Source organism: Bartonella doshiae NCTC 12862 = ATCC 700133 (assembly GCF_000278155.1).
GTDB lineage: Bacteria > Pseudomonadota > Alphaproteobacteria > Rhizobiales > Rhizobiaceae > Bartonella > Bartonella doshiae.
In genome coordinates this window covers 350,957-371,470 of record NZ_JH725096.1, presented here as the reverse complement: position 1 = coordinate 371,470, position 20,514 = coordinate 350,957, and the positions used below count along the sequence as shown (strand labels likewise).

Here is a 20,514-nt window from a genome sequence, read left to right as displayed (position 1 = left end):
ACAGGACACGCTTCACAGGACACGCTTCACAGGACACGCTTCACAGGACACGCTTCACAGGACACGCTTCACAGGACACGCTTCACAGGACACGCTTCATTGACAAATAACGCATCTCAAACGATAAGAGCCCCCCAGGTTATTTCGCCTCTCTGGCAAAACGCACAATTCCGATTGTCCCATTATGGTACTTCTTTAGATTAACCTTGTCAACTTTTTATTTTTCTTTTTTATCTTTTTTTTATTTTTTCGTCCTCAGCACTTATAACCAGCGCACTTATAATCAGCGCACATTATGACCGCATAACCGCGCGCACTCACCTGCGGTGACAGTTAAATCGCTCAATGCCTTCCTTTATTCTATTCCTCTTAGGTCATGAGTCATCTAACTTTTTCACTTTTCACTACAACCTGTTTGTCATCATCCCAGCATCACGCGTAATTCTCATCCCCAATCATCCTCTTTTATTTTTTCTGGAGTTTCAGACAAAAAAACCAAATTTTCGCCTTCTTTTGCAATTGTCACGGTAGTATCATCATGAATTTTTCCAAATAAGATGCTTTCAGCCATTGGGTCTTGAATTTCTTTTTGGATGATCCGTTTAAGAGGACGCGCACCATAAAGGGGATCATATCCTTTATGCGCGAGAAACTGTCGTGCTTCTGGTTTGATATTGAGAATTATTTTGCGTTCATTGAGTAAATTTTGCAAATAATTCAACTGAATATCGACGATTTTTTCCATATCCTGACGTTGTAATCTCTGAAAGAGGATAATTTCATCAACACGGTTTAGAAATTCGGGACGGAAAGCGGCTTTAACGACATTCATCACATCGCCTTTTGCCTGATCGGTTGTCTGCCCTTCGGGCAAAGCGGTTAAAAATTCAGCCCCCAGATTTGACGTCATAATAAGCAAAGTATTACGAAAATCCACTGTACGACCTTGACCATCTGTCAAACGCCCCTCATCCAAAACTTGCAGCAAGAGATTAAAGATATCGGGATGCGCTTTTTCGATTTCATCGAAGAGAATGACCTGATAAGGCCTTCTGCGTACAGCTTCCGTCAGCACCCCCCCTTCTTCATACCCGACATATCCCGGCGGCGCTCCAATTAAACGTGCACCGGCATGTTTTTCCATATATTCTGACATATCAATGCGCAATATTGCATTAGCATCTTGGAAGAGAAAAGCAGCGAGTGCTTTCGTTAATTCGGTTTTTCCGACACCGGTGGGACCAAGAAACATGAAAGAGCCAATAGGACGATTAGGATCCTGGAGCCCAGCGCGTGCACGCCGGACAGCACGTGCAACAGCTTGAACAGCTTCTCCCTGTCCCACAACCCGCTTACCAATTTCGTCTTCCATACGCAACAGCGCCTCTCTTTCTGCTTCCAGCATACGATCCACGGGGATTCCAGTCCACCGAGAAACGACGCGTGCGATATGTTCAGCCGTTACAGTTTCTTCAACGAGATGATTTTGTTGGTCATCGTTTTCTGCCAAGCTCAATTGTTTTTCGAGTTCAGGAATAACGCTATAAGCGAGTTCTCCGGCTTTTTGGAATTGTCCACTGCGCTGTGCGATAGCTAAAGCATTACGTGCTTCCTCAAGTTGTTTTTTCAGATCTGCGGCATGCCCTAATTTTTGTTTTTCTGCTTGCCAAGCGGTTGTCATTTCAGCAGACTGTTGTTCCAATGTCTCGAGTTCCGCTTGCACAGTTTTCAAACGGTCTTTTGCGGTTGGTTCCACATCTGTTTTCAAAGCTTCGCGTTCGATTTTCAGTTGCAAGATTTTCCGATCAATAGCATCGAGTTCTTCTGGCTTTGAATCGACTTGCATACGCAACCGGGCAGCAGCTTCATCGATAAGATCAATAGCTTTATCGGGCAAGAAGCGATCCGTAATATACCGGTTAGACAAACGTGCAGCAGCAATCAAAGCACTATCAGCGAGACGTACTTTGTGATGTTGTTCGTATTTTTCTTTAATACCACGCAAGATAGAGATGGTATCATCCAGGGTTGGTTCAGGAACAAAGACGGGTTGGAAGCGACGTGCAAGAGCGGCATCTTTTTCGACATATTTGCGATATTCATCGAGCGTAGTAGCTCCGACACAATGGAGCTCTCCACGTGCAAGAGCAGGTTTTAAGAGGTTAGAAGCATCCATAGGACCATCGGATTTTCCAGCACCGACGAGATTATGCAATTCATCAATAAACAAAATGATTTGTCCATTTTCGGCTTGAACCTCTGCAAGAACCGCTTTGAGGCGTTCTTCGAATTCTCCTCGATATTTTGCGCCTGCGATAAGCGCTCCCATATCCAATGCATAGAGTTGTTTATCACGCAGAGTTTCAGGAACATCACCATTGACAATGCGCAGTGCCAACCCTTCAACGATAGCTGTTTTTCCTACGCCTGGTTCTCCGATTAAAACGGGATTATTTTTGGTGCGTCGTGAGAGAACTTGAACAGTTCTGCGAATTTCTTCTTCGCGCCCAATAACGGGATCAAGTTTACCTTCGCGTGCATCTTTTGTGAGATCACGGGCATATTTTTGCAAGGCTTCATATTGGCTTTCGGCATGGCGGCTTGTTGCTGTTTTTCCCTTACGCAGAGCATTAATAGCGCTATTAAGCGCTTGGGGGGTCACCCCTGCTTGCGTTAGAATTTCTGCTGTTTTTGCGGACTTTTCCATGATAAGCGCTTGCAACATGCGCTCCACCGTTACAAACTGGTCCCCTGCTTTTTGTGCGATATCTTCTGCCAAAGCAAAGACTTTTGCCAATGGCTGAGATAAATAGAGTTGTCCATTTCCCCCTTGTACTTTTGGCAAAGCTTCGAGCGCTTCTTTCAGCGTCTGTTGAATTTTGGCAAGATCGCCTCCTGTTTTTTGGATAAGAGATGCGGCCAAGCCTTGAGAGTCTTCTAACAAGACTTTTAGGAAATGCTCAGGCATAAACTGCTGATGATCAGAAGAGAGAGCGTTATTTTGTGCTGTTTGTAAAAACCCTTGTAGCCGTTCGCTGTATTTTTCTAGGTTCATTTTTTTTCCTTTCTTACACCCTTACACCACCAACGCACTTAAACGCACCAGATATCCTCCCCCCAAATATCCCAACAAGACATCCCATAAGGATCGACAAAATAGACATACAGCACGGCGAACCACGCAGCATGAAGAAGAACCGTAGTGCTAAAGTGAATATGGGCTTTCGCCGCTCTCATAGCAAGGGGCAAAAACCGCAGGAGCGCTATAAATTCTCCCCCAGCAGAATCCTCATTAAACGTTTCCAATAGATCCCATTAAAAACCGAAGTAAACAACATAAGAGTGCACACAATACGCTTTTTTCTTTAAACAAACAAATAATTAAAATTATCAACTATAGTAAAACTAAAAGTATTTCTCACATTTTTCTTAACAAAGTAGAGAATATATGTTTATTTATACATTTACATTAACTTTATTCACTTAAAGGAGGTTAATTATGTACCGCTATGTAAAAAAGATATTATTAATACTTTTATTACTCCTGCTCAGCAAACCAAGCTACGCTGTTTTTGCCGGCAAAGTTATTACAATAAAACATGATTGGTCCCACAACAGATCGTTTGATCAATTCTCTTTCTTCCAACAAATAACGCATGATGGTGGACCGGATTCGATCTATTTTTGGGCCAACCAATTTCAATTTGAAAATGGCAAAACTGGTTATATTGGTTTATTCAACAGGGGCGCGCGCACCATTCACTTCTCTATCACAAATGCAACGGGATGGAAGAGTGGTAAATGTAAGCATTTTACCCAAGAGGGTTCAGGAGTTCGCTGCGAACTTGAATTTCCGTGGAAGGTTGGACGGCGATACCAATTAAATGTCTCCAAAAATGAAAATCTGATTACAGGAACAATAATTGACCTTATAACAAAGAAAACAATGACAGTTGGTGTCATTGAAGTTTCCAGTACATTTGGCAAATTTCAACAATCCTCGAGTTTTGTTGAAGACCATTCCCGTTGGAAAAGGCATCTTTCCTCCTGTTATGTCTTAAGTCCGCAAAGTTCAATCTTTTTCAGCCCTATAGCTGATAACAAATACCAAGCACTGATAGATGCTTATGCTGAAGGAAACTGTAATGATCCTTACGTCGTGCAAATTTTATGTAAGTTAAGTACTTGCATAAATAGCATAAGCGACCTTGGGGGAATAGCCTCACCCGATGTACCAGGGATAACGATTACCAACGGGAAAGATCTTCCTGCGAAAACGCTTTCTGATGCATTGAAAAAAAATGAGCTTATCGCCATTCGTTTGCACGATGGTTCTTGGACACCCAAGATTTTTCTCCCATCTCCTAGCATATTTAAATGGAAATCGATATTTGTAGAAAATCGCGCAACTTTATCTTCTTCAATTTATAACGCGAACAACACACAAAAGCTAAACACGGACCAGCAGATTATGTATATGTCTGATGGAAAAATCTGGAAAATTATGAAAGAAACGAAGTAACCTCCTTCCTTACGAATAAAAAGCCTCCATCTCAATTTATTTCAAACGGAGATGGAGGCTGATTGAAACGAAGGCTCGGATTTTATTTCCAACTCTCTTTCTCTGAATTTCTGACTGTGTTTATATAAGATAATCGTGATCCTTTTCCTTTGAAAAGGCCTATATGTTGATTTTACGAAAGACGAAACTCCTATATACCTCACTTTTCGTTTTCGCTTTAAAATTTAGATCACCATGAAGTAAAATTTCAACTGTTGGAAATTTCTGTCCTTTCGTCCCCGATCGTTTTGCAAAACTCTCTCAATTCCTATAACTCTCACTCTTTCGCATTCTCACTCTTTCGAAAGCCCCTACTGCATAATCTTCACCATTTTACAAATAATGATCGGTATATTACCAAATCACGCATCATCCCTGCAAAATTTTTCAATCATTCACTTTTCAATTATTAACAAGGGATCGTTCTCAATACTTATAAGCACCCTGCAAAGTCCAATATCCATTTCAACTCCTGTTATTTTCATTTCCAGCATCTTTTTAGAAAGAAAAAATTGCTTTTCTTTTTCAAAACAATTTTTTTCCAAACAAAACCCGTTTAATGCATTCGCAACATCACAACCAACATACCCCATTTGCCAATCACGAACACATAAACAGCCCCGGATACAGCCTTCCACAACTGCAAACGGCACTTTGCTTCTCAAGCGACACTTTCAAGTTTTTACAGGCTAAACTTCTGATTTTATTCTTCTTCATCAGTTTTCTGCGACGGGGGTGGTAAAATATATGCCCCTGACAGCCACCGATTTAAATCAATAGCGCGGCACCGTGTTGAACAGAAAGGATAGGCATTTTGTTGTGAATCCTGTCCACAAATGGGACATGGATGGGGAGGACGTTTTGGAGAGGTTTCTGATGGTGTTAAATTTTTTTCTTTTTGTATTTGCTGCGTCTGTACCATTTTCTTGCGCACCTTCATTGTTTTTGTTTGAACATCCCCTTTTTGTTGCTTTTCTTTTTTTTATTTATTTTTAGTATTATTCCACAATTGTACCTATAGACAAATTTTTCCCGTGTATTTCTCCAGTCCCGTGTATTTCTCCCGTCCAATGGGAAAGGACAGGAAACTGATACTCCATCAAAAGATCCATTGTTTCAGTCAAAGGCAAGCCAACGACATTGGAATAGGATCCCATGATATGAACAACAAAAGCACCCGCTTTTCCCTGTATGGCATACCCACCGGCCTTTCCTTGCCATTCACCAGAAGCGAGATAAGCATCCATGATGACCGTATTCAAGCGTCTAAAACGAACGCGGCTTTCCACTAATTTCACGGTAGCTTTTCCGTTTTCATTGAGTGCACAAATGGCGCCATAAACTTTATGGGTACGTCCAGAAAGGAAGCGCAAACATTCATAAGCCTCGTCTTCTCCTTCTGGTTTAGGAAGGATAACAGATCCGACAGCCACCACGGTATCAGCGGCCAAAATCACCTTTTTCTGCACAGATGTTTTTTGATTATTCTGTTTAGAGCAGAGCACTCTTTCTTGTAGTTTAAGCGTTTCTTGTACCTTAAGCGCTTTTGCCTTCGCTAAACGTTTTGCAAGATTTGCGGGATGTTCTCTTACTTTTGCAGTCTCATCGATATTTGGCGCATAAACATGATGAGGATCCAGACCAATTTGCGCTAAAAGCGCTAAACGACGTGGGGAAGCAGAAGCAAGCACCAACTGAACCTCTTCCAAAGGCGTTGTTTTTAAGAAGGCTTTCTTTATGATTCCCATCACCCACCCCTAAAAATGGTTTTCAGCGACCATTCCATTTGTCTTGATGCCACCTTTTTGTGACATTCTGCTATCCTTTACACATGAAATTGTACACTACACATGAAATTATACATTGCCAGAATTATTTCAACTTTTAACCTTCTTAAATTTTCTCTTTTAGAAGAAACACACTCTTTTAGAAGAAACACAAAGGTATCTGTGCACTATGTAGCGCTTTTATAGAAAGCAAAAAACTCCTATAACTTATTTATAACGATATATGATACGCCCTTTTGTCAAATCATAAGGGGTCATTTCCACCATAATTTTATCACCAGCTAACACGCGAATACGATTTTTGCGCATTCTTCCGGCGGTATGGGCTATAATTTCATGATCATTTTCCAGTTTCACACGAAACATCGCATTAGGCAAAAGTTCCGTCACGATACCAGAGAATTCCAAAACTTCTTCTTTGGACATAAACAATAATTTCCTTTAATATTTTACATATTTTTGAATATATGTATTATTTTTCAGTGTTCATATCTTATTTTCTTAGTTTTGTGAACAGAAATTCAACAGAAAGAGAAGAGTTTTCCTTTTGTTTTTATTTTCTGACATTAAAAAAACTTTTATAGAAACATTGAAATGCATTTTTGCACAGATACACAAACTCTCTTTACCAACAGTTTAGCATATACTTCACACTCTTTTTGAGAATACTCGAAACACATATTTTTTCCATTTTTCACGCTACTTTTTACTTTATCCATCCTTTCATTCTTTTTTACTTTTCATTTCACCTTTATTTTACTCTTTAAATTTCACTTTATGCTCTATCTTTTACTCTACTGGGTCGTCATTTATGCGCATGTGTCTATTTTATGCACACATATATAAGATATATAAAAGAGCATTTATAATGCATCCCCCCCTTTTCGCTTTATTCTCTTTACCCCATTACTTAGGCTTTATTGTTTTTATGTGATTACGGTGAAAACCGTCACCCCATACAAAAGACTTTATACGACAAAGAGAAGCGATAAAATATCAAATGTGGTTATTTTTATTTCTTGCACAACGAAGGGGATTGAAAAGCAACCGTTTATTTGCATTGTAAAAAAACGTTTTTACAGAAATACAGAAAAAAGTATAAAAAGAAGCACGATAATAAGTTTTTAATTTTATTGGTCAAAAGTGAACAAACAAGAAAAGCGCTCTGTTTGCAAAAGCTTTCACAAAAAAGAAGCGGAATGATGAACATTACCGCTTCTTTACGCACAACGCTTAAAAAACACGAAGGGAAAGATCACAAAACACTTTACAAGGGAGAAGAAAACCAACTTGATAACAATTCGTATCTGACGGGATCATCAGCACATTGCCCGCCTCCGCATTCCAGTATGGTAGAAACCAAGTTTGCAGCAATCAAGAAGATGAACAAGAAACTTGCCACTTTACTCAATCCTGGCAAAGGGGAAAACTCTTTAAACTTATGCGACACATCACCTAAAATCATCACAAAAGTAACAGCGAGAATACAAAGAACGGAAATAATGAATGCCCAAGTATAAAAATGCAGGCCAAGAAACGTTGATCCATATCCGAGATCATCCGGTGTAATATGTAAAAATACCTGACGCGCAGCAACAACACTGGTTACCACACAACCAAGGATCACCATACCATAATGTGTGCTTTTAATTTTATGGTGAACATTGAGCAAGAATCCACACCCTGCAAGCATCAAACCAACACGTTGAAGAAGACAAAGAGGACATGGCAACTCAAACTTTACCAATTGATAATAGAAAGCAACAAGCAGGACGACGGACAAACCGATAAGTCCTAAATTATTCATAAATATAATGAAATGATGATTTTTGTGTTCAACATGTTCCATGATTATTCTCTCAGAAAGACAAGTTTAAAGTAGAAGTTGCATGGTGATTAAAAGTAAGAAGAATGACAACCAACAGAATGGCCCATAGGGCATAACTTATATTTTTTTTGCCATACAAAGTTGTTACTGCAGTACCTAATGCGATTAAAAATGGAACAAACATAATTTAAAGTCTCCTTTCATTTACGCGCGATACACTACCGGGGAAAATATTAAAAAATTTGTCAAAAAAGAGACCATGAACGCATTATCAACAATCGATTACTACATTTTCTAGTCTTGCATTAGAGAAATACGAGGATATATAGATCACGAAAAAAGAATATCAATAAAAACATTCACCTCTAAAAATTTTCAGCCCGCAAAAAGCCTTTTTTACACCATAAAAAAGCACCCTTTGCATTCATCTTGCAAACAACGAGTAAAAAAGCGAATCTTAATCTTAAACACCTTATCTGATGATAAAATGAAAACACTTGCAAAAATATATTTCGCACGTTTGCGCACAAGATTTTCCCCTCTATAGCCTTTACTTTCGGGACAGAAACGATAACTGTTGTGAGCATGATGATTATGAGAACCTCACTCCAGCCTCTCTATTCGCAATGCCCGCACGCCATACATTAACCAACGACCCAAGAGAGAAAGCTGCACTCTTTTATTTTTCTTGAAAGCTGTAAGACACATGAAAGCTAAATTGAAAAAAAAACTGTTGTTCTATGATCAATTGACTTTGCAAAGAGATTATAAGACTTTTAAAGAAAAGGGTAGAGAATCGTTTTGAACGCTGGAAAAGGATGGAGAATGACGCAACAACCATGTGACGTAGCGATTTTAATGGGCAGTCAATCGGATTGGCAAACAATGCGCCATAGCGCGGATATTTTAACGCATCTTGGTATTTCTCATACTTCGCATATTGTCTCGGCCCACCGAACTCCTGAACGCCTTTATCAATTTGCAAAAGGGGCAAAAGCAGCAGGTTTTAAAGTTTTAATTGCAGGAGCAGGAGGGGCTGCGCATCTTCCTGGTATGTTAGCAGCACTCACACCACTTCCTGTTTTTGGAGTTCCGGTACATTCACAATCTTTATCTGGTCAAGATTCTTTACTTTCCATTGTACAAATGCCTGCTGGAATACCGGTTGGCACATTAGCAATTGGTAAAGCAGGAGCTATTAATGCAGCACTTTTAGCCGCAGCGGTAATGGCGGTTTATGATCATGATCTCGCACAGCGACTACAAGATTGGCGTCAACAACAAACAGAAAATGTCGCGCAAACGCCTATGACTGAGGTTTAAAGTGGTACAGTCTTCAGATATTTCTTCTTCATCCAGCCCCTCTTCAGCTTCCAGCAGCCCCTCCAACACACTTCCCTCTTCCAATACGTTGCATGCAGGCAGTGTAATTGGTTTAATAGGTGGCGGGCAATTGGCACGCATGTTAGCCGTAGCGGCAGCAGAATTAGGGTTTCGAACGATTGTTTTTTGCCCTGAAGCGGATTGCCCAGCAGCACAAACAACGAATGATCATATTGTTTCCTCCTATGATGACTATGCGCTGTTAGATCATTTTATTTCTCTCTGTGATGTTATAACCTATGAGTTTGAAAATCTTTCTCTTGAGACAATTCGCTATATAGAGAAAAGCAAGAATGTTTATCCTTCTTCCAAAGCATTAGAGATTACGCAAGATCGCCTTTTTGAGAAGCAATTTTTGAATGCGCAAGGCATTGCTACAGCATCGTGGCATGCTGTTGATGACTATTCTTCCTTTACTTTTGGGCTTTCCACATTCAAGAATCGTGGAATTTTGAAGACACGACGTTTTGGTTATGATGGAAAAAACCAGACCATGCTCAATTATCCGGATACGCAAACCATGAGCGAAACTTTCGCTTCTTTTCAGGACCAGCCCTTAATTTTGGAAGAAATTGTTCCCTTTTTAACGGAGATTTCCGTTCTTTCTGCACGCACAAAGCAAGGAGAGCATATTTTTTACGATTGCCCTGAAAATCAGCATAAGAATGGCATTTTGCACAAATCAATTGTTCCCTCACGTGTTCCGCTTACCGTACAAAAGGCTGCGCAAGAAATAAGTATAAAGGTTATGGATGCGTTAGACTATGTTGGTGTTTTGTGCACTGAATTTTTTGTATTAAAGAACGGCACCCTTCTCGTAAATGAACTGGCTCCTCGTGTGCATAACTCTGGTCACTGGACACAAAAGGCGTGTATAACATCACAATTTGAACAGCATATCCGTGCTATTTGCGGCTTACCCTTAGGCAGCACATACCGCCATAGCAATTGCGAAATGACCAATCTCCTTGGGAAAAATCTCTGTGATTTCAAATATTTTCTCACACAAGAGCATACATCGGTACATTTATATGGCAAAAGCTCTGTTCAACCAACGCGCAAAATGGGTCATGTGATCCAATTAACGGGACCTGCGAGCAAATTTGCACAATAACATTTCTCGACAAAAAACATTTCTCGACAAAAATACTTCAATACAAAACAAGAGAGGAATAAACAAAGCATTTGGGGCACTATTTTTTCAAGCACAGCTTTCTAAACCTCTCTCTTCACCTCCCCATCCCTCCAAACACTCTCCAAGCACGCGTACCAATACCTTCCCAGGACTTTTTTCAAAGAGTTTTGCTTCAAAAGGCAACAATTTTCTGTTTGCCAATAGAAAATCCTACAAAACTTCTGCTCTATACTTCACATTTTTTGGCAATTTTAATTTTATAGGGCATACGCAAAAGAGCCTATTCTTTTATGAAAACATCTTTGAAGCACTGCTTTTGAAAGGTCCTTTTTTCAAGAGAAACCCTCTTCAGGCCAAGCCCTCTCCAAGGCTCCCCTTTTTTGGGGTACACTTCTTTGAAGGAGAGCTCCTAAAGGGGATTTCCCTTGAAAAAAGGACCTTTCATGAATCATTTCAGCAACAAATCACCAAAAATCTGGACTCTCAGGTTTTAGAAGAGGCCCGATACGCACAGCCGAGACTTTTTCTGCTAACCCCGTGCGATCTGAAATTTCAACGGCTAAACCACAAAGCGTCGCAGGACCACGTGCAGGTTCATAACGATATTGTTTTGTCTTATAAAGGAAGCGGTGTAAAGGCTCTTCCTTTTCCATACCCAGAGATGAGTTATAATCTCCACACATCCCAGCATCGGATAAATAAGCACTTCCCCCTTCTAAAATTTGTGCATCGGCCGTAGGAATATGTGTATGGGTTCCCACAATAACACTCACACGTCCATCGAGAAAATGTCCAAAACATTGTTTTTCGCTTGTTGTTTCTGCATGAAAATCGAAAATGATGGCATCTGCTTGTTCCATCAAAGAGCAAGCGCATAGAATTTTTTCTGCTGTTTCAAATGGGTCATCCACCTTGCACGGCATAAAAGCACTTCCCAAAAGATTTGTCACAAGAACACGTGCACCATTTTTTGCTGTAAAAACACCAGATCCTCTTCCTGGTACATCTTTAGCAAAATTAGCAGGACGCAGAAATCGGTCGTTTTCATGGGCATATTGCAATGCTTCTTTGCATGAAAATGCGTGATTTCCTGTTGTCACCACATCAGCACCTGCTGCTAAAAGGTCTTGATAAGTTTCCTGTGAGATTCCAAATCCAGCAGATGCATTTTCACCATTCACGACAACAAAATCGAGTTGCCATTTCTCAATGAGCAGTGGAAGTTTTTCAAAAACAGCACTACACCCAGTTGCCCCAACAATATCACCCAAAAATAAAAACCGCATAGATGCTTTAAACACATTTTAACTTTGTAAAAAACCTTTTTCTGTAAAAATTTCCTGTAAAATAAGATCATGCTCTTGATGGGGAATAGATTCCACTTCCTGACAGGAAAAAGCGAGACTCAACAAATGGGGTTGATGTTTCTTTTTTTTCAGCATATCGACAGCACGATCATAATATCCGCCACCATAGCCAAGACGGTGACATTGCCTGTCAAATGCTGAAAGCGGTACAATAATCACGTTTGGCACCACCACCTCATTTTCCACACCAGGCCCCAAAGTACCAAAGCGCATAGATTCTAACACGGTATTGTTTGAAAATTTCCGAAAAACCATTGTGGTTGAATCGAGCACCACGGGCAACGCTAAAATACCGCCACGCGCTACGATAGGTTCGAACAAGGGACGAGGATCAATTTCTGATTTGATTGGCCAATATCCAGCGAAAACCATGCGAGAGAAATCTTCCCCTCTTTGTTCAAAGACATGCATCAAGTGCGCACACGCACGGTGTGAAAAAGTCTGACGTTCTTGTGATGAAAGAGCATCACGACGAGATAAACTGCTCTGACGCAACTGTGACCTAATCTCTGAAGTTGATAACGGATATTCTCTGCGCGGATATTCTCTACATTGTACCATTATTCGTCCCTCATTCCTTATCCCTCTCTATCCTAAGGAGCGAAGTCTTCCACCTATAGTAATCTGTCATCAACAGTACGGCACCCTATCATCCTATTGGATTCGCTCATCCTATAACTTCTCTTAGCAGAATGAATACGCTCCCATTTACTTTATTTCATAGGTTTACGAGACAGCTTTACCCTCATGGTTTAAGTTCCCCATCCTACACTTGCTTGCGTTAAAAGAAAACAAACATCAAATCAAACGACATTTGCATTTTTATCAGAGAACGCATCTCATAGTTTTGTACTGAAATCTCATGTACAGAAGATGAATAAACGAATAAACTGCGACAAGGAATTAAGGTATCACAAACAACAGAAAGCAAACAGCCAAAAGTTTTCACAAATTTATTGAAACAGTATGCCCGTGATTCTCTTATGCAAAAAGCCTCATCACACCTTAAAGCCAATCACATTTAAAAAAACGAACATATTTTTACTTTCTTGATGCAAATTTACTTTCTCGGTACAAATTTGTTTTCTTGATGCAAAATTTGCTCTCTTGATATATTTGTTTTCTTGATACAAAGAAGTGGTGATCCACAACAGCCGATGGAAAAAATTGACCCCCGGGAACCTAAAAAATAGGTGGGCGCCATATGAAAAAGCCCACGAGCCTTCTCAGGGACAGCTCCCTTGGAAATCACTAAGGTCTCAGGAATACGTTATTTCCTGTCGAGCAGCGCAGAACACCGTTTTTACTATAGAGCAATTTGAAGTCTTCTACTAGACAGAAAATTCTCTAAATGCATTCTTTTAACCCACAAATATATTCTTTGACTCTGTTTGCTGCTAACACGGCTTTTGTTATACCACCTTTACGGATTCCATAATGTGCGAAAACATTTAATTGATTTCCATTACAGATTGGCTCATCGGGTATTCCTAGTGATACAAATCTGCATACAGTGCTCTGTTCTTCACAAACAACACCAAATCTATGAGATTTGCAGCGTTCTCTCTCATACAGATGTATCATCCAAAGGGCGAATTGTTGGGACACTGATAATTCTTGGCATAATTCTTGGCATAATGAAGATTTGTAACAGCGCGCTTTCCTAAACGTATATAAACAGGTGTAGGATCGCTTAAAGCAGAAAAATTACAGCTTCCGTTTCTTTATTATCCGCAATTCCAACTTCTACAATACATGTCGAATAGCATTTTGCGAAGTGGTCAATCTTCCCAGATATTCGTGAATCCGCCGTTAAAACAACAATATCCTTATCCAATTGCGCTTTTTTATAAGGGTCTTCTTGTTTATAAGGGTCTTCTTGACAATTTCGAGGTTGGAAAATTTCACAGCAATTTGTATCTGTTGATGAGGATTATCCATATTCATGCTTCCATTAATTGAATTTTTGTCTCAATTTCATTGACAGCAAGATTATATTCTTCATCTTTTAGAACTTTATGGTGCCAGGGTTATGGCATTTTCCATGGTGGAAATTCCACTCCCTTTTATTGTGTTTATAAGTATTGTTGTTGGCTTGTCTTTATGGAATGGAGGTAGCCTGTTAAAACCCTAACGATGTCTTCAGTTGTATAATATCGTGACCATCGATTTCTACAACATGCCAGCCAAAACTTGTAAACTTATCTGCTAAGGGCTCTGTTTTCATGACAACATCCGTTGTATCGGTAATTTGTAGCCGATTTCTCTCCACAACAGCGATAAGACTACAGAGTTTATAGTGCACTGAAAAGAGTGCAGCCCCCAGACAGAGCCCTCCGCCATTTCACCATCACCAAGAAGCACAAACGCCACTCTGCATTGGCTCCACACACATTGCATAACGCACCACACTATTGCATAACGCAAATGAGCGCCTCATTAAAGTTAAGGAAGCGCATTCAAAGGGCTTGGGATGTTTGCTGATCTAAAAGAAATTCAACACGCTTTTGCACCTTCTGCATTTGCGGATAATACTGAAGTGCCATTTCATAAGCCTTGATGGCGAGTTGTGGACGCTCCACCGCCTCCATAATAACACCCAGTTCAAAAAATGCTATATAATTGCGTGGTTCAAATTTTATTGCTTGATTGAGATCCAGCATAGCAAGTTTAAAATCACTCATTTGAATATGAACCCAAGCACGCCTTACCCATGCTTCGGCATAATCGAATGAGAGAGCAAGAACATTATCAATATAATCCAGTGCCAGCCCATAATCCTCAGTGTTGATAGCATCTTCCACCCACGACATCAAAAGATCGATGGTTTCACTTCCTGATTGTGCCCATAACCGCTGAATTTGTTGACTTATTTTTTTTGCTTCTTCCGCTTGCGCACAATATTTCAACTCTTTGAGTAAGCGTGCAATTTCTGCCTCTTTACGCTGCTTAGCGGTCTGTGTATGGGGAGAAAGAGTAGAATTAAAGTCTTCCAGAGTCATTACGGGAGAATCGGAATCAGGCGTAGCAGGTGCTGAAGGGATTTTGTTTGGGATCAAATCATCCAGAGGTAAAAGCAATTGAGGAGGGGGAGGTTCAAAAGGAAGGGAGGGAGCATCTTGCCCGTATAAGGGAGAATCTTGTCCGTATACTGGAGACAGAAAACACAGAGCAAGCAAACAAGAGCCGCTAAGCCACAGCACAAAGGCCCTTCCACAGGGAATGAAAAGATCTCGTAGATAAAGGAAGAAGTTGCACTTTCGCAAAGTTTTTAACAAGACAAAGAGCCCCATCAAGATACGCCCTCAAAAGACAAAACATCACATGACAGTCTCTACATCATATAAGAGGTCCACACCCCAAAACACCCCTTCAAGCAAAAAAAGCCTAAGGTCTGCAAAAGAGCACCGCCATAAACCGTCATCCCTGACGTGCTCTAAAACGTGGGTTTGTTTTATTGAGGATGTAAACACGCCCTTTACGACGCACCAAACGGTTATTACGATGGCGTTCTTTTAGTGCTTTGAGTGAATTTTTAATTTTCATGATACTCACCATTTATACATACTTTAACATATTCAATAGATTCACGTAACGCAAAACGCATATAACGTAAAATTCACGTAACGCAAGCTTCACATAAGGCATTGTTACTCTCACCACATGCTCACACGATCACAACACCGCTGTCTTGGTTTAGGAACTCTGCCCCCATGCGGGATAGAACTCCATACGGGACCATAACCCATATGCACATAACAACCCCATATGCATATAACAACATTGTGTTGCAACCGCCTTATTATAGTGTGGTGACATAATAACGTGACGCCGCTCACTTTTCACCGTAATCACAAAAGAAAAATGCCTCCTCGAAATAAAAGACAAGGATTCACATATTTCACGTGTATGATTCACATACTTCACGTGTACAACGAATAAGTGAAAATTGCAAAAAACCGTGATATTTTTAACAAGAAGCCTTATTCTTGTCAAGCGATCATCCCTTACAAATCCTGATAATACTGAAGAAATGGCTGAGAAAAGAAAGTCAAGAGCAAGAATATTTTGCGGGAAACAAGGGAGAGAACAGTTGTGTTCTTCAGAGAGAGGCATTTTAGAGAGAGACATTTTCCCCAACAGTCTTTTTAAACGAGATGCCTGCTTCCCCTAAAGCAAAGCTCTTCCTGAAGCAAAAAGGCAATTTTTCAAAATTCGTGTCCCTGTGAAACATTTCTTGTTTGAAGAGTTAATAATTGCAAAAAGCTTTCCTAAAAGAGAGAGACTTTGCAAACAAAGCTTAGAAGCAGTTTTTTCCTCAAAGGATTCCGTGCTTACTCTCATGCTTGCTTACTTTCATAAGCACGAAACATGTTTTCTTCACAGAAGAGGGCTTTCACAGGAAGCTTATACGAAAGAGAGAACAGCAAAAAAGAGTATCATGCAAAACAGAAACGGCTGAAAGGCAAAACATTTCAAAGCCAATGCCTCAAAAACGCACCAAAAGTTCTTTATCCTCTCAAAGGATACGCTTTCAAAGGAAGGGAACTTTCTCGTAAAGACAGTTTAAGAGAATTAGACTGTTATGCGTTGAATGATTGCACCACATTGTCCCAATTTTTCTTCCAATCGTTCGAATCCGCGATCAAGATGATACACACGATTAACGGTTGTTTTTCCCTTTGCAGCCAATGCGGCAATTACAAGAGAAACAGAGGCGCGCAAATCGGTTGCCATCACTGGAGCGCCTTGCAAACTCTCTGTTCCGTAGACAATTGCTGTTTGTCCATCAAGTTTTATCCTTGCACCCAACCTTGTGAGTTCTTGAACATGCATAAAGCGATTTTCGAAAACTGTTTCAGTGATATATGCGGTTCCCTGAGCGCGTGTCATCAAAGCCATAAACTGGGCTTGGAGATCGGTTGGGAAAGCGGGATAAGGTCCTGTGATGATATCAATGGGTGTGATTTTTGTTTGACGTGGATTGCGTTTTACAAGAATTCCGCTAGGTTTTATCGCAATATTGAGTCCGGTTTTTTGCAAGGTTTCGAGCACTTGGGTAAGATGGTTATGATTGGCATTTTTAAGCAACACCTCTCCACCGGTCATGGCAACAGCCATTGCATAGGTCCCTGCTTCGATTCTGTCAGGAATCACGCAGATTCTTGCACCATTGAGTTTTTCAACGCCTTCGATGGTAAGGGTCTCTGTTCCCTCACCGGTTATTTTAGCACCCATTGCGTTGAGTGCTTGAACAAGGTTTGTAACCTCTGGTTCACGCGCAGCATTTTCCAGAACAGTTGTTCCCTGAGCCATTGACGCTGCCATGAGCATCACATGTGTTCCACCAACTGTGACTTTAGGAAAACGATAGAGAGCACCTTTTAATCCTTCTGGTGCTGAAGCATGGACATATCCATTTTCGATAGCAACATATGCACCGAGTGTTTTGAGACCTTCGAGAATAAAATCGACGGGACGCGTGCCGATAGCGCATCCACCAGGAAGAGAGACATAGGCTTCGCGGCATCTTGCCAACAGGGGACCGATGACCCAAAAGCTTGCACGCATTTTTTTCACGAGATCGTATGGAGCACGTGTTGTGGCTATTATTTTCGCGCGAAAATGGATTGTTCTTGAATTTGTACATTCGCGCTGCGCTTTTTGTCCTTCAACGGTATATCCGACCCCATGATTATTCAAGATACGAATGAGCAATTCGACATCTGCAAGATGCGGAACATTTTCTAAAATGAGCGTTTCTTCTGTTAACAAAGAGGCAATCATAAGGGGTAGTGCAGCATTTTTTGCTCCTGAGATAGGAATAGTTCCTTTAAGTCTTTTCCCACCAGTAATCAGTATAGAATCCATAATGCTTTCGCCCTCTCCCTTGGAGTTTTTTCTTCCAAAGGTTTTAATTCCTTGGAAAGTTTATTCTTTGTTATGATTTGAAAACGAATCATTGAGAAGTTTGGTTGCAAAATACTTTTTTATTGCAACAATACTGTAAAAATACTGTAAAGAATGATCGTTTTTTTAAATTTTTATTTGCGATCTTTTTCGGCTTTGCTCTTTACGACGTTTCAGGTTTTCACGTAATTGCTTAGCCAATCTTTCTTGGCGCCGTTTTTCTTTTTCATCTTGGTGATTTATTTTTTCTTCTTTCTGATTTTGATGCATTTGTATCATCCGCAACCTTTTGAGCAGTACTGAGCTTTTTTACACAACCCATTCCTGTTTTATAAAGCTATTCCTGTTTTATAAAGACTATCTGTCATGACACAAGAAAGGGTTTCTTGCAAGAATGCACAAATGCTCTCTTGCCTATTTTATAACAATATGGCACAAGGCTGCGCAAAGATTGAAAATTGCTGCGGTAGCTCAGTGGTAGAGCACTCCCTTGGTAAGGGAGAGGTCGAGAGTTCGATCCTCTCTCGCAGCACCATTTTCCCTAAAGCTTCTCCAGCCATTCTTTATGCATCACGCACCACCTATTTCCCACCACCTTATCCTGCCACCACTTTATCCTGCCATCCCCTTATTCTGCGCAAAATTTTTGTGTTTATTTTTATTGTTTGCAGCACTCTTTACGCCGCTTCTTTATAGGCCACATGATTTCTCACAACACCACACGGATTGCGTATAATGACGATACCACCCAAAAAGCAACCAAGCAGATATTTTCCCCTCACTTCACAAGGAACCCCACCACACGGGGGAACTCTCCCTCACAGACCACTCTCATAAGCCCCCCACCTCATAAGCCCCCCTACCTCATAAGGAACCTGATCTTCTATAGGCTTTAGTGAAACACAGCGTCTTGAAGGCATATTTTGCGTTACTTGCCACACACCATGGTTTATAGCAGTTTCTCGCGCCCTTACAGATCATAGGTTGCACTTTTATCTCTTTGGCATTTTCAAGCGGGGTGCTAATCGTCTTCTTTTGGTTTTTGTTGGCTGTCTTATAACTCTTCTTCTTTCCAAAACACTCCCAGCTTTTTTGCCAATCTCTTTATTTATCGGCTTCTCCAAAACATTGCTAACGTCTTCTCTAAGCTCTGCGTTTTCCTGTCCCTTTGTGATAATTTTTATTCTCATGCCAAATCCTGTATCAGCATGTTTAATTTGCTGTACCATTTTCTCCAAAGCCTCATTAAAATGGTTAATTTCACTTTCAAGCTTGCGAATATAGGCTTCATCGCGATAAGCGCGCTTAATCAAAGGGGGCATATCAGGCCAATAGAGCATCAAATCTATCCATTCGCGCTGAGCAATCCACAATCCCCCCTGACATTGTGCTTTATGCTCTTCTGGAAAACTTTTTTGATAAAAATGCGGAATAAGAATTTCTGGTTTTTTGGTTTTAATTTCCAACAATCCGTTTGTTCCAATAAAAGCATCAGGAGAAAAACCTTTCCTGCGATCATCTGCAAGAACAAATCCAATACATTCAGGTTTTGTATGCGTGAGAGTACCATAAAGTTGCCGCGCACTTGGTTCTAGTTCTGTTCCACGTCGCATAGCAAGTGTTGTTCCCTCTTCGACGGCTTTTCCGGTAATTCTTTCTCCCGCGAGTTTCATCATAACAGCATGATATTTTGAGGTTTTTTGTCCTTGTTTTGTTTGTGCAACAACCATTTCAAACAAAGAAGCCGTTATCAAACCATTGCGCGCTTGATACCATTCCGCTGTTCCCTGAATACAATTGATAATAATAGGCAAATTTATGTCCCCTCTATCTCTTTAGCGTCCATTCCCCTTTACAGGCTTTCATTGAAGGCTCTTTTAAATTTGAAAATTTTGCGATTAACCGCTCTTGCGCTCTATGAAATTTTACGAAAAGCGGTTTTACTGCATGTGTTAAAGTTTTCTGATTTTGTATTTTTTAATTCACACATTGCTTGTTGTAAAAGCTTGTTGTAAAAAGTGCTTGTTGCAAGAAAAAGGTACAAGACAATGAGAATTGTTTTTTCTCTTTAGAGAGATTCCAGCATTTTTTTATTCAAGCTTTTGTTGTTCCCCTTTTACCAGACCCTATTGCTAACCCTCTTTACCAACCAACCGCCTGTTGCTCATCATTTCCTTGGCTGAAAGATCTTTTCACACTAAGATTCTTTATCTCTTTTGGAGTATAGTGTTTCACGGATATTGTCTCACAACATACGAAACGCCCTTAAGCGCCTTCCCCTCGCACAATATTTCCCACAAATGCACCACGCAATTACACCTTTCCAAAACACATATCCGGTGTTTCACACAAATATTCTGTGTTTTGCCCAACACGCCTCACACACCCCACAGCACACCTCACACAATGTCCCTTTACATATATTCCCCTTTACACATATTTCTTGACACAAAGTTCTTTGAAATCTTGCCTCCCAAACCTCACACCCCTTCTCTCACCCCTCCCGGCCTGGGCTCCCAAACCTCACACCCCTTCTCTCACCC

The 20,514-nt window shown here is 40.5% G+C and carries 21 protein-coding genes, 1 tRNA gene and 1 other RNA gene; 6 read left to right on the top strand and 17 right to left on the bottom strand.

Annotated elements, in window-relative coordinates; all coding sequences use genetic code 11:
* Positions 1-204, top strand: a 204-nt coding sequence (locus MCS_RS08565; RefSeq protein WP_210160406.1) for a hypothetical protein, incomplete at its 5' end; no start/stop codon positions are given.
* Between the two features lie 241 nt (positions 205-445).
* On the opposite strand, the gene clpB is transcribed toward MCS_RS08565, so the two are convergent.
* Positions 446-3,055 carry an ATP-dependent chaperone ClpB gene (gene clpB, locus MCS_RS06425; protein ID WP_004856593.1) on the bottom strand — a complete coding sequence of 870 codons (2,610 nt, stop codon included), beginning with the start codon at positions 3,053-3,055 and terminating at the stop codon, positions 446-448.
* A 131-nt stretch (positions 3,056-3,186) separates the two neighbouring features.
* Here clpB and MCS_RS08855 point away from each other — a divergent pair, with 131 nt between their 5' ends.
* Both MCS_RS08855 and MCS_RS06415 read left to right on the top strand, forming a co-directional pair.
* On the top strand, positions 3,187-3,309 hold the full coding sequence (locus MCS_RS08855) for a hypothetical protein (protein WP_280176723.1): 123 nt from the start codon (positions 3,187-3,189) through the stop codon (positions 3,307-3,309).
* Positions 3,310-3,499: 190 nt separating this feature from the next.
* Positions 3,500-4,522, top strand: a complete 1,023-nt coding sequence (locus MCS_RS06415; protein ID WP_004856592.1) for a DUF3472 domain-containing protein — start codon at positions 3,500-3,502, stop codon at positions 4,520-4,522.
* Positions 4,523-4,956: 434 nt separating this feature from the next.
* On the opposite strand, the gene MCS_RS06410 is transcribed toward MCS_RS06415, so the two are convergent.
* The 6 genes from MCS_RS06410 to MCS_RS08485 form a co-directional block, all read right to left on the bottom strand.
* Positions 4,957-5,214, bottom strand: a complete 258-nt coding sequence (locus tag MCS_RS06410) for a hypothetical protein (protein ID WP_004856590.1) — start codon at positions 5,212-5,214, stop codon at positions 4,957-4,959.
* A gap of 50 nt (positions 5,215-5,264) precedes the next feature.
* On the bottom strand, positions 5,265-5,483 hold the full coding sequence (gene yacG / locus MCS_RS06405; RefSeq protein WP_004856588.1) for a DNA gyrase inhibitor YacG: 219 nt from the start codon (positions 5,481-5,483) through the stop codon (positions 5,265-5,267).
* A 76-nt stretch (positions 5,484-5,559) separates the two neighbouring features.
* Complete coding sequence (locus MCS_RS06400) at positions 5,560-6,309, bottom strand: Maf family nucleotide pyrophosphatase (protein WP_004856586.1); 750 nt, start codon at positions 6,307-6,309, stop codon at positions 5,560-5,562.
* A 246-nt stretch (positions 6,310-6,555) separates the two neighbouring features.
* Positions 6,556-6,774, bottom strand: a complete 219-nt coding sequence (gene infA, locus MCS_RS06395) for a translation initiation factor IF-1 (protein WP_004856585.1) — start codon at positions 6,772-6,774, stop codon at positions 6,556-6,558.
* Positions 6,775-7,615: 841 nt separating this feature from the next.
* Positions 7,616-8,197 carry a disulfide bond formation protein B gene (locus tag MCS_RS06390; protein ID WP_004856581.1) on the bottom strand — a complete coding sequence of 194 codons (582 nt, stop codon included), beginning with the start codon at positions 8,195-8,197 and terminating at the stop codon, positions 7,616-7,618.
* A gap of 10 nt (positions 8,198-8,207) precedes the next feature.
* The gene (locus MCS_RS08485) at positions 8,208-8,360 is read right to left on the bottom strand and encodes a DUF5993 family protein (RefSeq protein ID WP_004856580.1); all 153 of its coding nucleotides are present in this window, start codon (positions 8,358-8,360) and stop codon (positions 8,208-8,210) included.
* Positions 8,361-9,001: 641 nt separating this feature from the next.
* On the opposite strand from MCS_RS08485, the gene purE reads away from it, so the two are divergent.
* The gene (purE, locus tag MCS_RS06380) at positions 9,002-9,499 is read left to right on the top strand and encodes a 5-(carboxyamino)imidazole ribonucleotide mutase (protein WP_004856578.1); all 498 of its coding nucleotides are present in this window, start codon (positions 9,002-9,004) and stop codon (positions 9,497-9,499) included.
* 1 nt (position 9,500) lies between these two features.
* Complete coding sequence (locus tag MCS_RS06375; protein WP_004856575.1) at positions 9,501-10,673, top strand: 5-(carboxyamino)imidazole ribonucleotide synthase; 1,173 nt, start codon at positions 9,501-9,503, stop codon at positions 10,671-10,673.
* A gap of 87 nt (positions 10,674-10,760) precedes the next feature.
* On the opposite strand, the gene MCS_RS08850 is transcribed toward MCS_RS06375, so the two are convergent.
* The 9 genes from MCS_RS08850 to MCS_RS08480 all read right to left on the bottom strand — a co-directional run bounded on the left by MCS_RS08850 (position 10,761) and on the right by MCS_RS08480 (position 18,250).
* Positions 10,761-10,895, bottom strand: coding sequence for a hypothetical protein (locus MCS_RS08850; protein WP_280176724.1), 135 nt, complete (start codon positions 10,893-10,895; stop codon positions 10,761-10,763).
* Between the two features lie 263 nt (positions 10,896-11,158).
* The gene (locus MCS_RS06370) at positions 11,159-11,980 is read right to left on the bottom strand and encodes a TIGR00282 family metallophosphoesterase (RefSeq protein ID WP_004856573.1); all 822 of its coding nucleotides are present in this window, start codon (positions 11,978-11,980) and stop codon (positions 11,159-11,161) included.
* A gap of 18 nt (positions 11,981-11,998) precedes the next feature.
* The gene (locus tag MCS_RS06365) at positions 11,999-12,622 is read right to left on the bottom strand and encodes a 5-formyltetrahydrofolate cyclo-ligase (RefSeq protein WP_004856571.1); all 624 of its coding nucleotides are present in this window, start codon (positions 12,620-12,622) and stop codon (positions 11,999-12,001) included.
* A 577-nt stretch (positions 12,623-13,199) separates the two neighbouring features.
* A non-coding RNA gene (ssrS, locus tag MCS_RS08165) (6S RNA) lies at positions 13,200-13,360 on the bottom strand.
* Between the two features lie 823 nt (positions 13,361-14,183).
* Entirely contained in the window at positions 14,184-14,366 is a 183-nt protein-coding gene (locus MCS_RS08720) for a hypothetical protein (protein ID WP_244596018.1), read from the bottom strand.
* Positions 14,367-14,520: 154 nt separating this feature from the next.
* Positions 14,521-15,354, bottom strand: a complete 834-nt coding sequence (locus tag MCS_RS06350) for a tetratricopeptide repeat protein (RefSeq protein ID WP_004856570.1) — start codon at positions 15,352-15,354, stop codon at positions 14,521-14,523.
* Between the two features lie 127 nt (positions 15,355-15,481).
* Positions 15,482-15,607 (bottom strand): type B 50S ribosomal protein L36, encoded by a 126-nt coding sequence (gene ykgO / locus MCS_RS06345; RefSeq protein ID WP_004863016.1) that lies wholly within the window; start codon positions 15,605-15,607, stop codon positions 15,482-15,484.
* 1,029 nt (positions 15,608-16,636) lie between these two features.
* Positions 16,637-17,932, bottom strand: a complete 1,296-nt coding sequence (gene murA, locus MCS_RS06340) for a UDP-N-acetylglucosamine 1-carboxyvinyltransferase (RefSeq protein ID WP_004856566.1) — start codon at positions 17,930-17,932, stop codon at positions 16,637-16,639.
* Between the two features lie 165 nt (positions 17,933-18,097).
* Positions 18,098-18,250, bottom strand: coding sequence for a hypothetical protein (locus MCS_RS08480; protein WP_004856565.1), 153 nt, complete (start codon positions 18,248-18,250; stop codon positions 18,098-18,100).
* Between the two features lie 181 nt (positions 18,251-18,431).
* Here MCS_RS08480 and MCS_RS06335 point away from each other — a divergent pair.
* Positions 18,432-18,506: transfer RNA gene (locus tag MCS_RS06335), tRNA-Thr, on the top strand.
* 457 nt (positions 18,507-18,963) lie between these two features.
* Here MCS_RS06335 and MCS_RS06330 read toward each other — a convergent pair.
* Positions 18,964-19,785, bottom strand: coding sequence for a lambda exonuclease family protein (locus tag MCS_RS06330; RefSeq protein WP_004856563.1), 822 nt, complete (start codon positions 19,783-19,785; stop codon positions 18,964-18,966).
* Between the last annotated feature and the right edge of the window lie 729 nt (positions 19,786-20,514).

Coding starts and splice junctions, on each gene's coding strand:
- clpB (WP_004856593.1), bottom strand. CDS start 3,055: ATGAACCTAGAAAAATACAGCGAACGGCTACAAGGGTTTTTACAAACA.
- MCS_RS08855 (WP_280176723.1), top strand. CDS start 3,187: ATGAAGAAGAACCGTAGTGCTAAAGTGAATATGGGCTTTCGCCGCTCT.
- MCS_RS06415 (WP_004856592.1), top strand. CDS start 3,500: ATGTACCGCTATGTAAAAAAGATATTATTAATACTTTTATTACTCCTG.
- yacG (WP_004856588.1), bottom strand. CDS start 5,483: ATGGTACAGACGCAGCAAATACAAAAAGAAAAAAATTTAACACCATCA.
- MCS_RS06400 (WP_004856586.1), bottom strand. CDS start 6,309: ATGGGAATCATAAAGAAAGCCTTCTTAAAAACAACGCCTTTGGAAGAG.
- infA (WP_004856585.1), bottom strand. CDS start 6,774: ATGTCCAAAGAAGAAGTTTTGGAATTCTCTGGTATCGTGACGGAACTT.
- MCS_RS06390 (WP_004856581.1), bottom strand. CDS start 8,197: ATGGAACATGTTGAACACAAAAATCATCATTTCATTATATTTATGAAT.
- MCS_RS08485 (WP_004856580.1), bottom strand. CDS start 8,360: ATGTTTGTTCCATTTTTAATCGCATTAGGTACTGCAGTAACAACTTTG.
- purE (WP_004856578.1), top strand. CDS start 9,002: ATGACGCAACAACCATGTGACGTAGCGATTTTAATGGGCAGTCAATCG.
- MCS_RS06370 (WP_004856573.1), bottom strand. CDS start 11,980: ATGCGGTTTTTATTTTTGGGTGATATTGTTGGGGCAACTGGGTGTAGT.
- MCS_RS06365 (WP_004856571.1), bottom strand. CDS start 12,622: ATGGTACAATGTAGAGAATATCCGCGCAGAGAATATCCGTTATCAACT.
- MCS_RS06350 (WP_004856570.1), bottom strand. CDS start 15,354: ATGGGGCTCTTTGTCTTGTTAAAAACTTTGCGAAAGTGCAACTTCTTC.
- ykgO (WP_004863016.1), bottom strand. CDS start 15,607: ATGAAAATTAAAAATTCACTCAAAGCACTAAAAGAACGCCATCGTAAT.
- murA (WP_004856566.1), bottom strand. CDS start 17,932: ATGGATTCTATACTGATTACTGGTGGGAAAAGACTTAAAGGAACTATT.
- MCS_RS08480 (WP_004856565.1), bottom strand. CDS start 18,250: ATGATACAAATGCATCAAAATCAGAAAGAAGAAAAAATAAATCACCAA.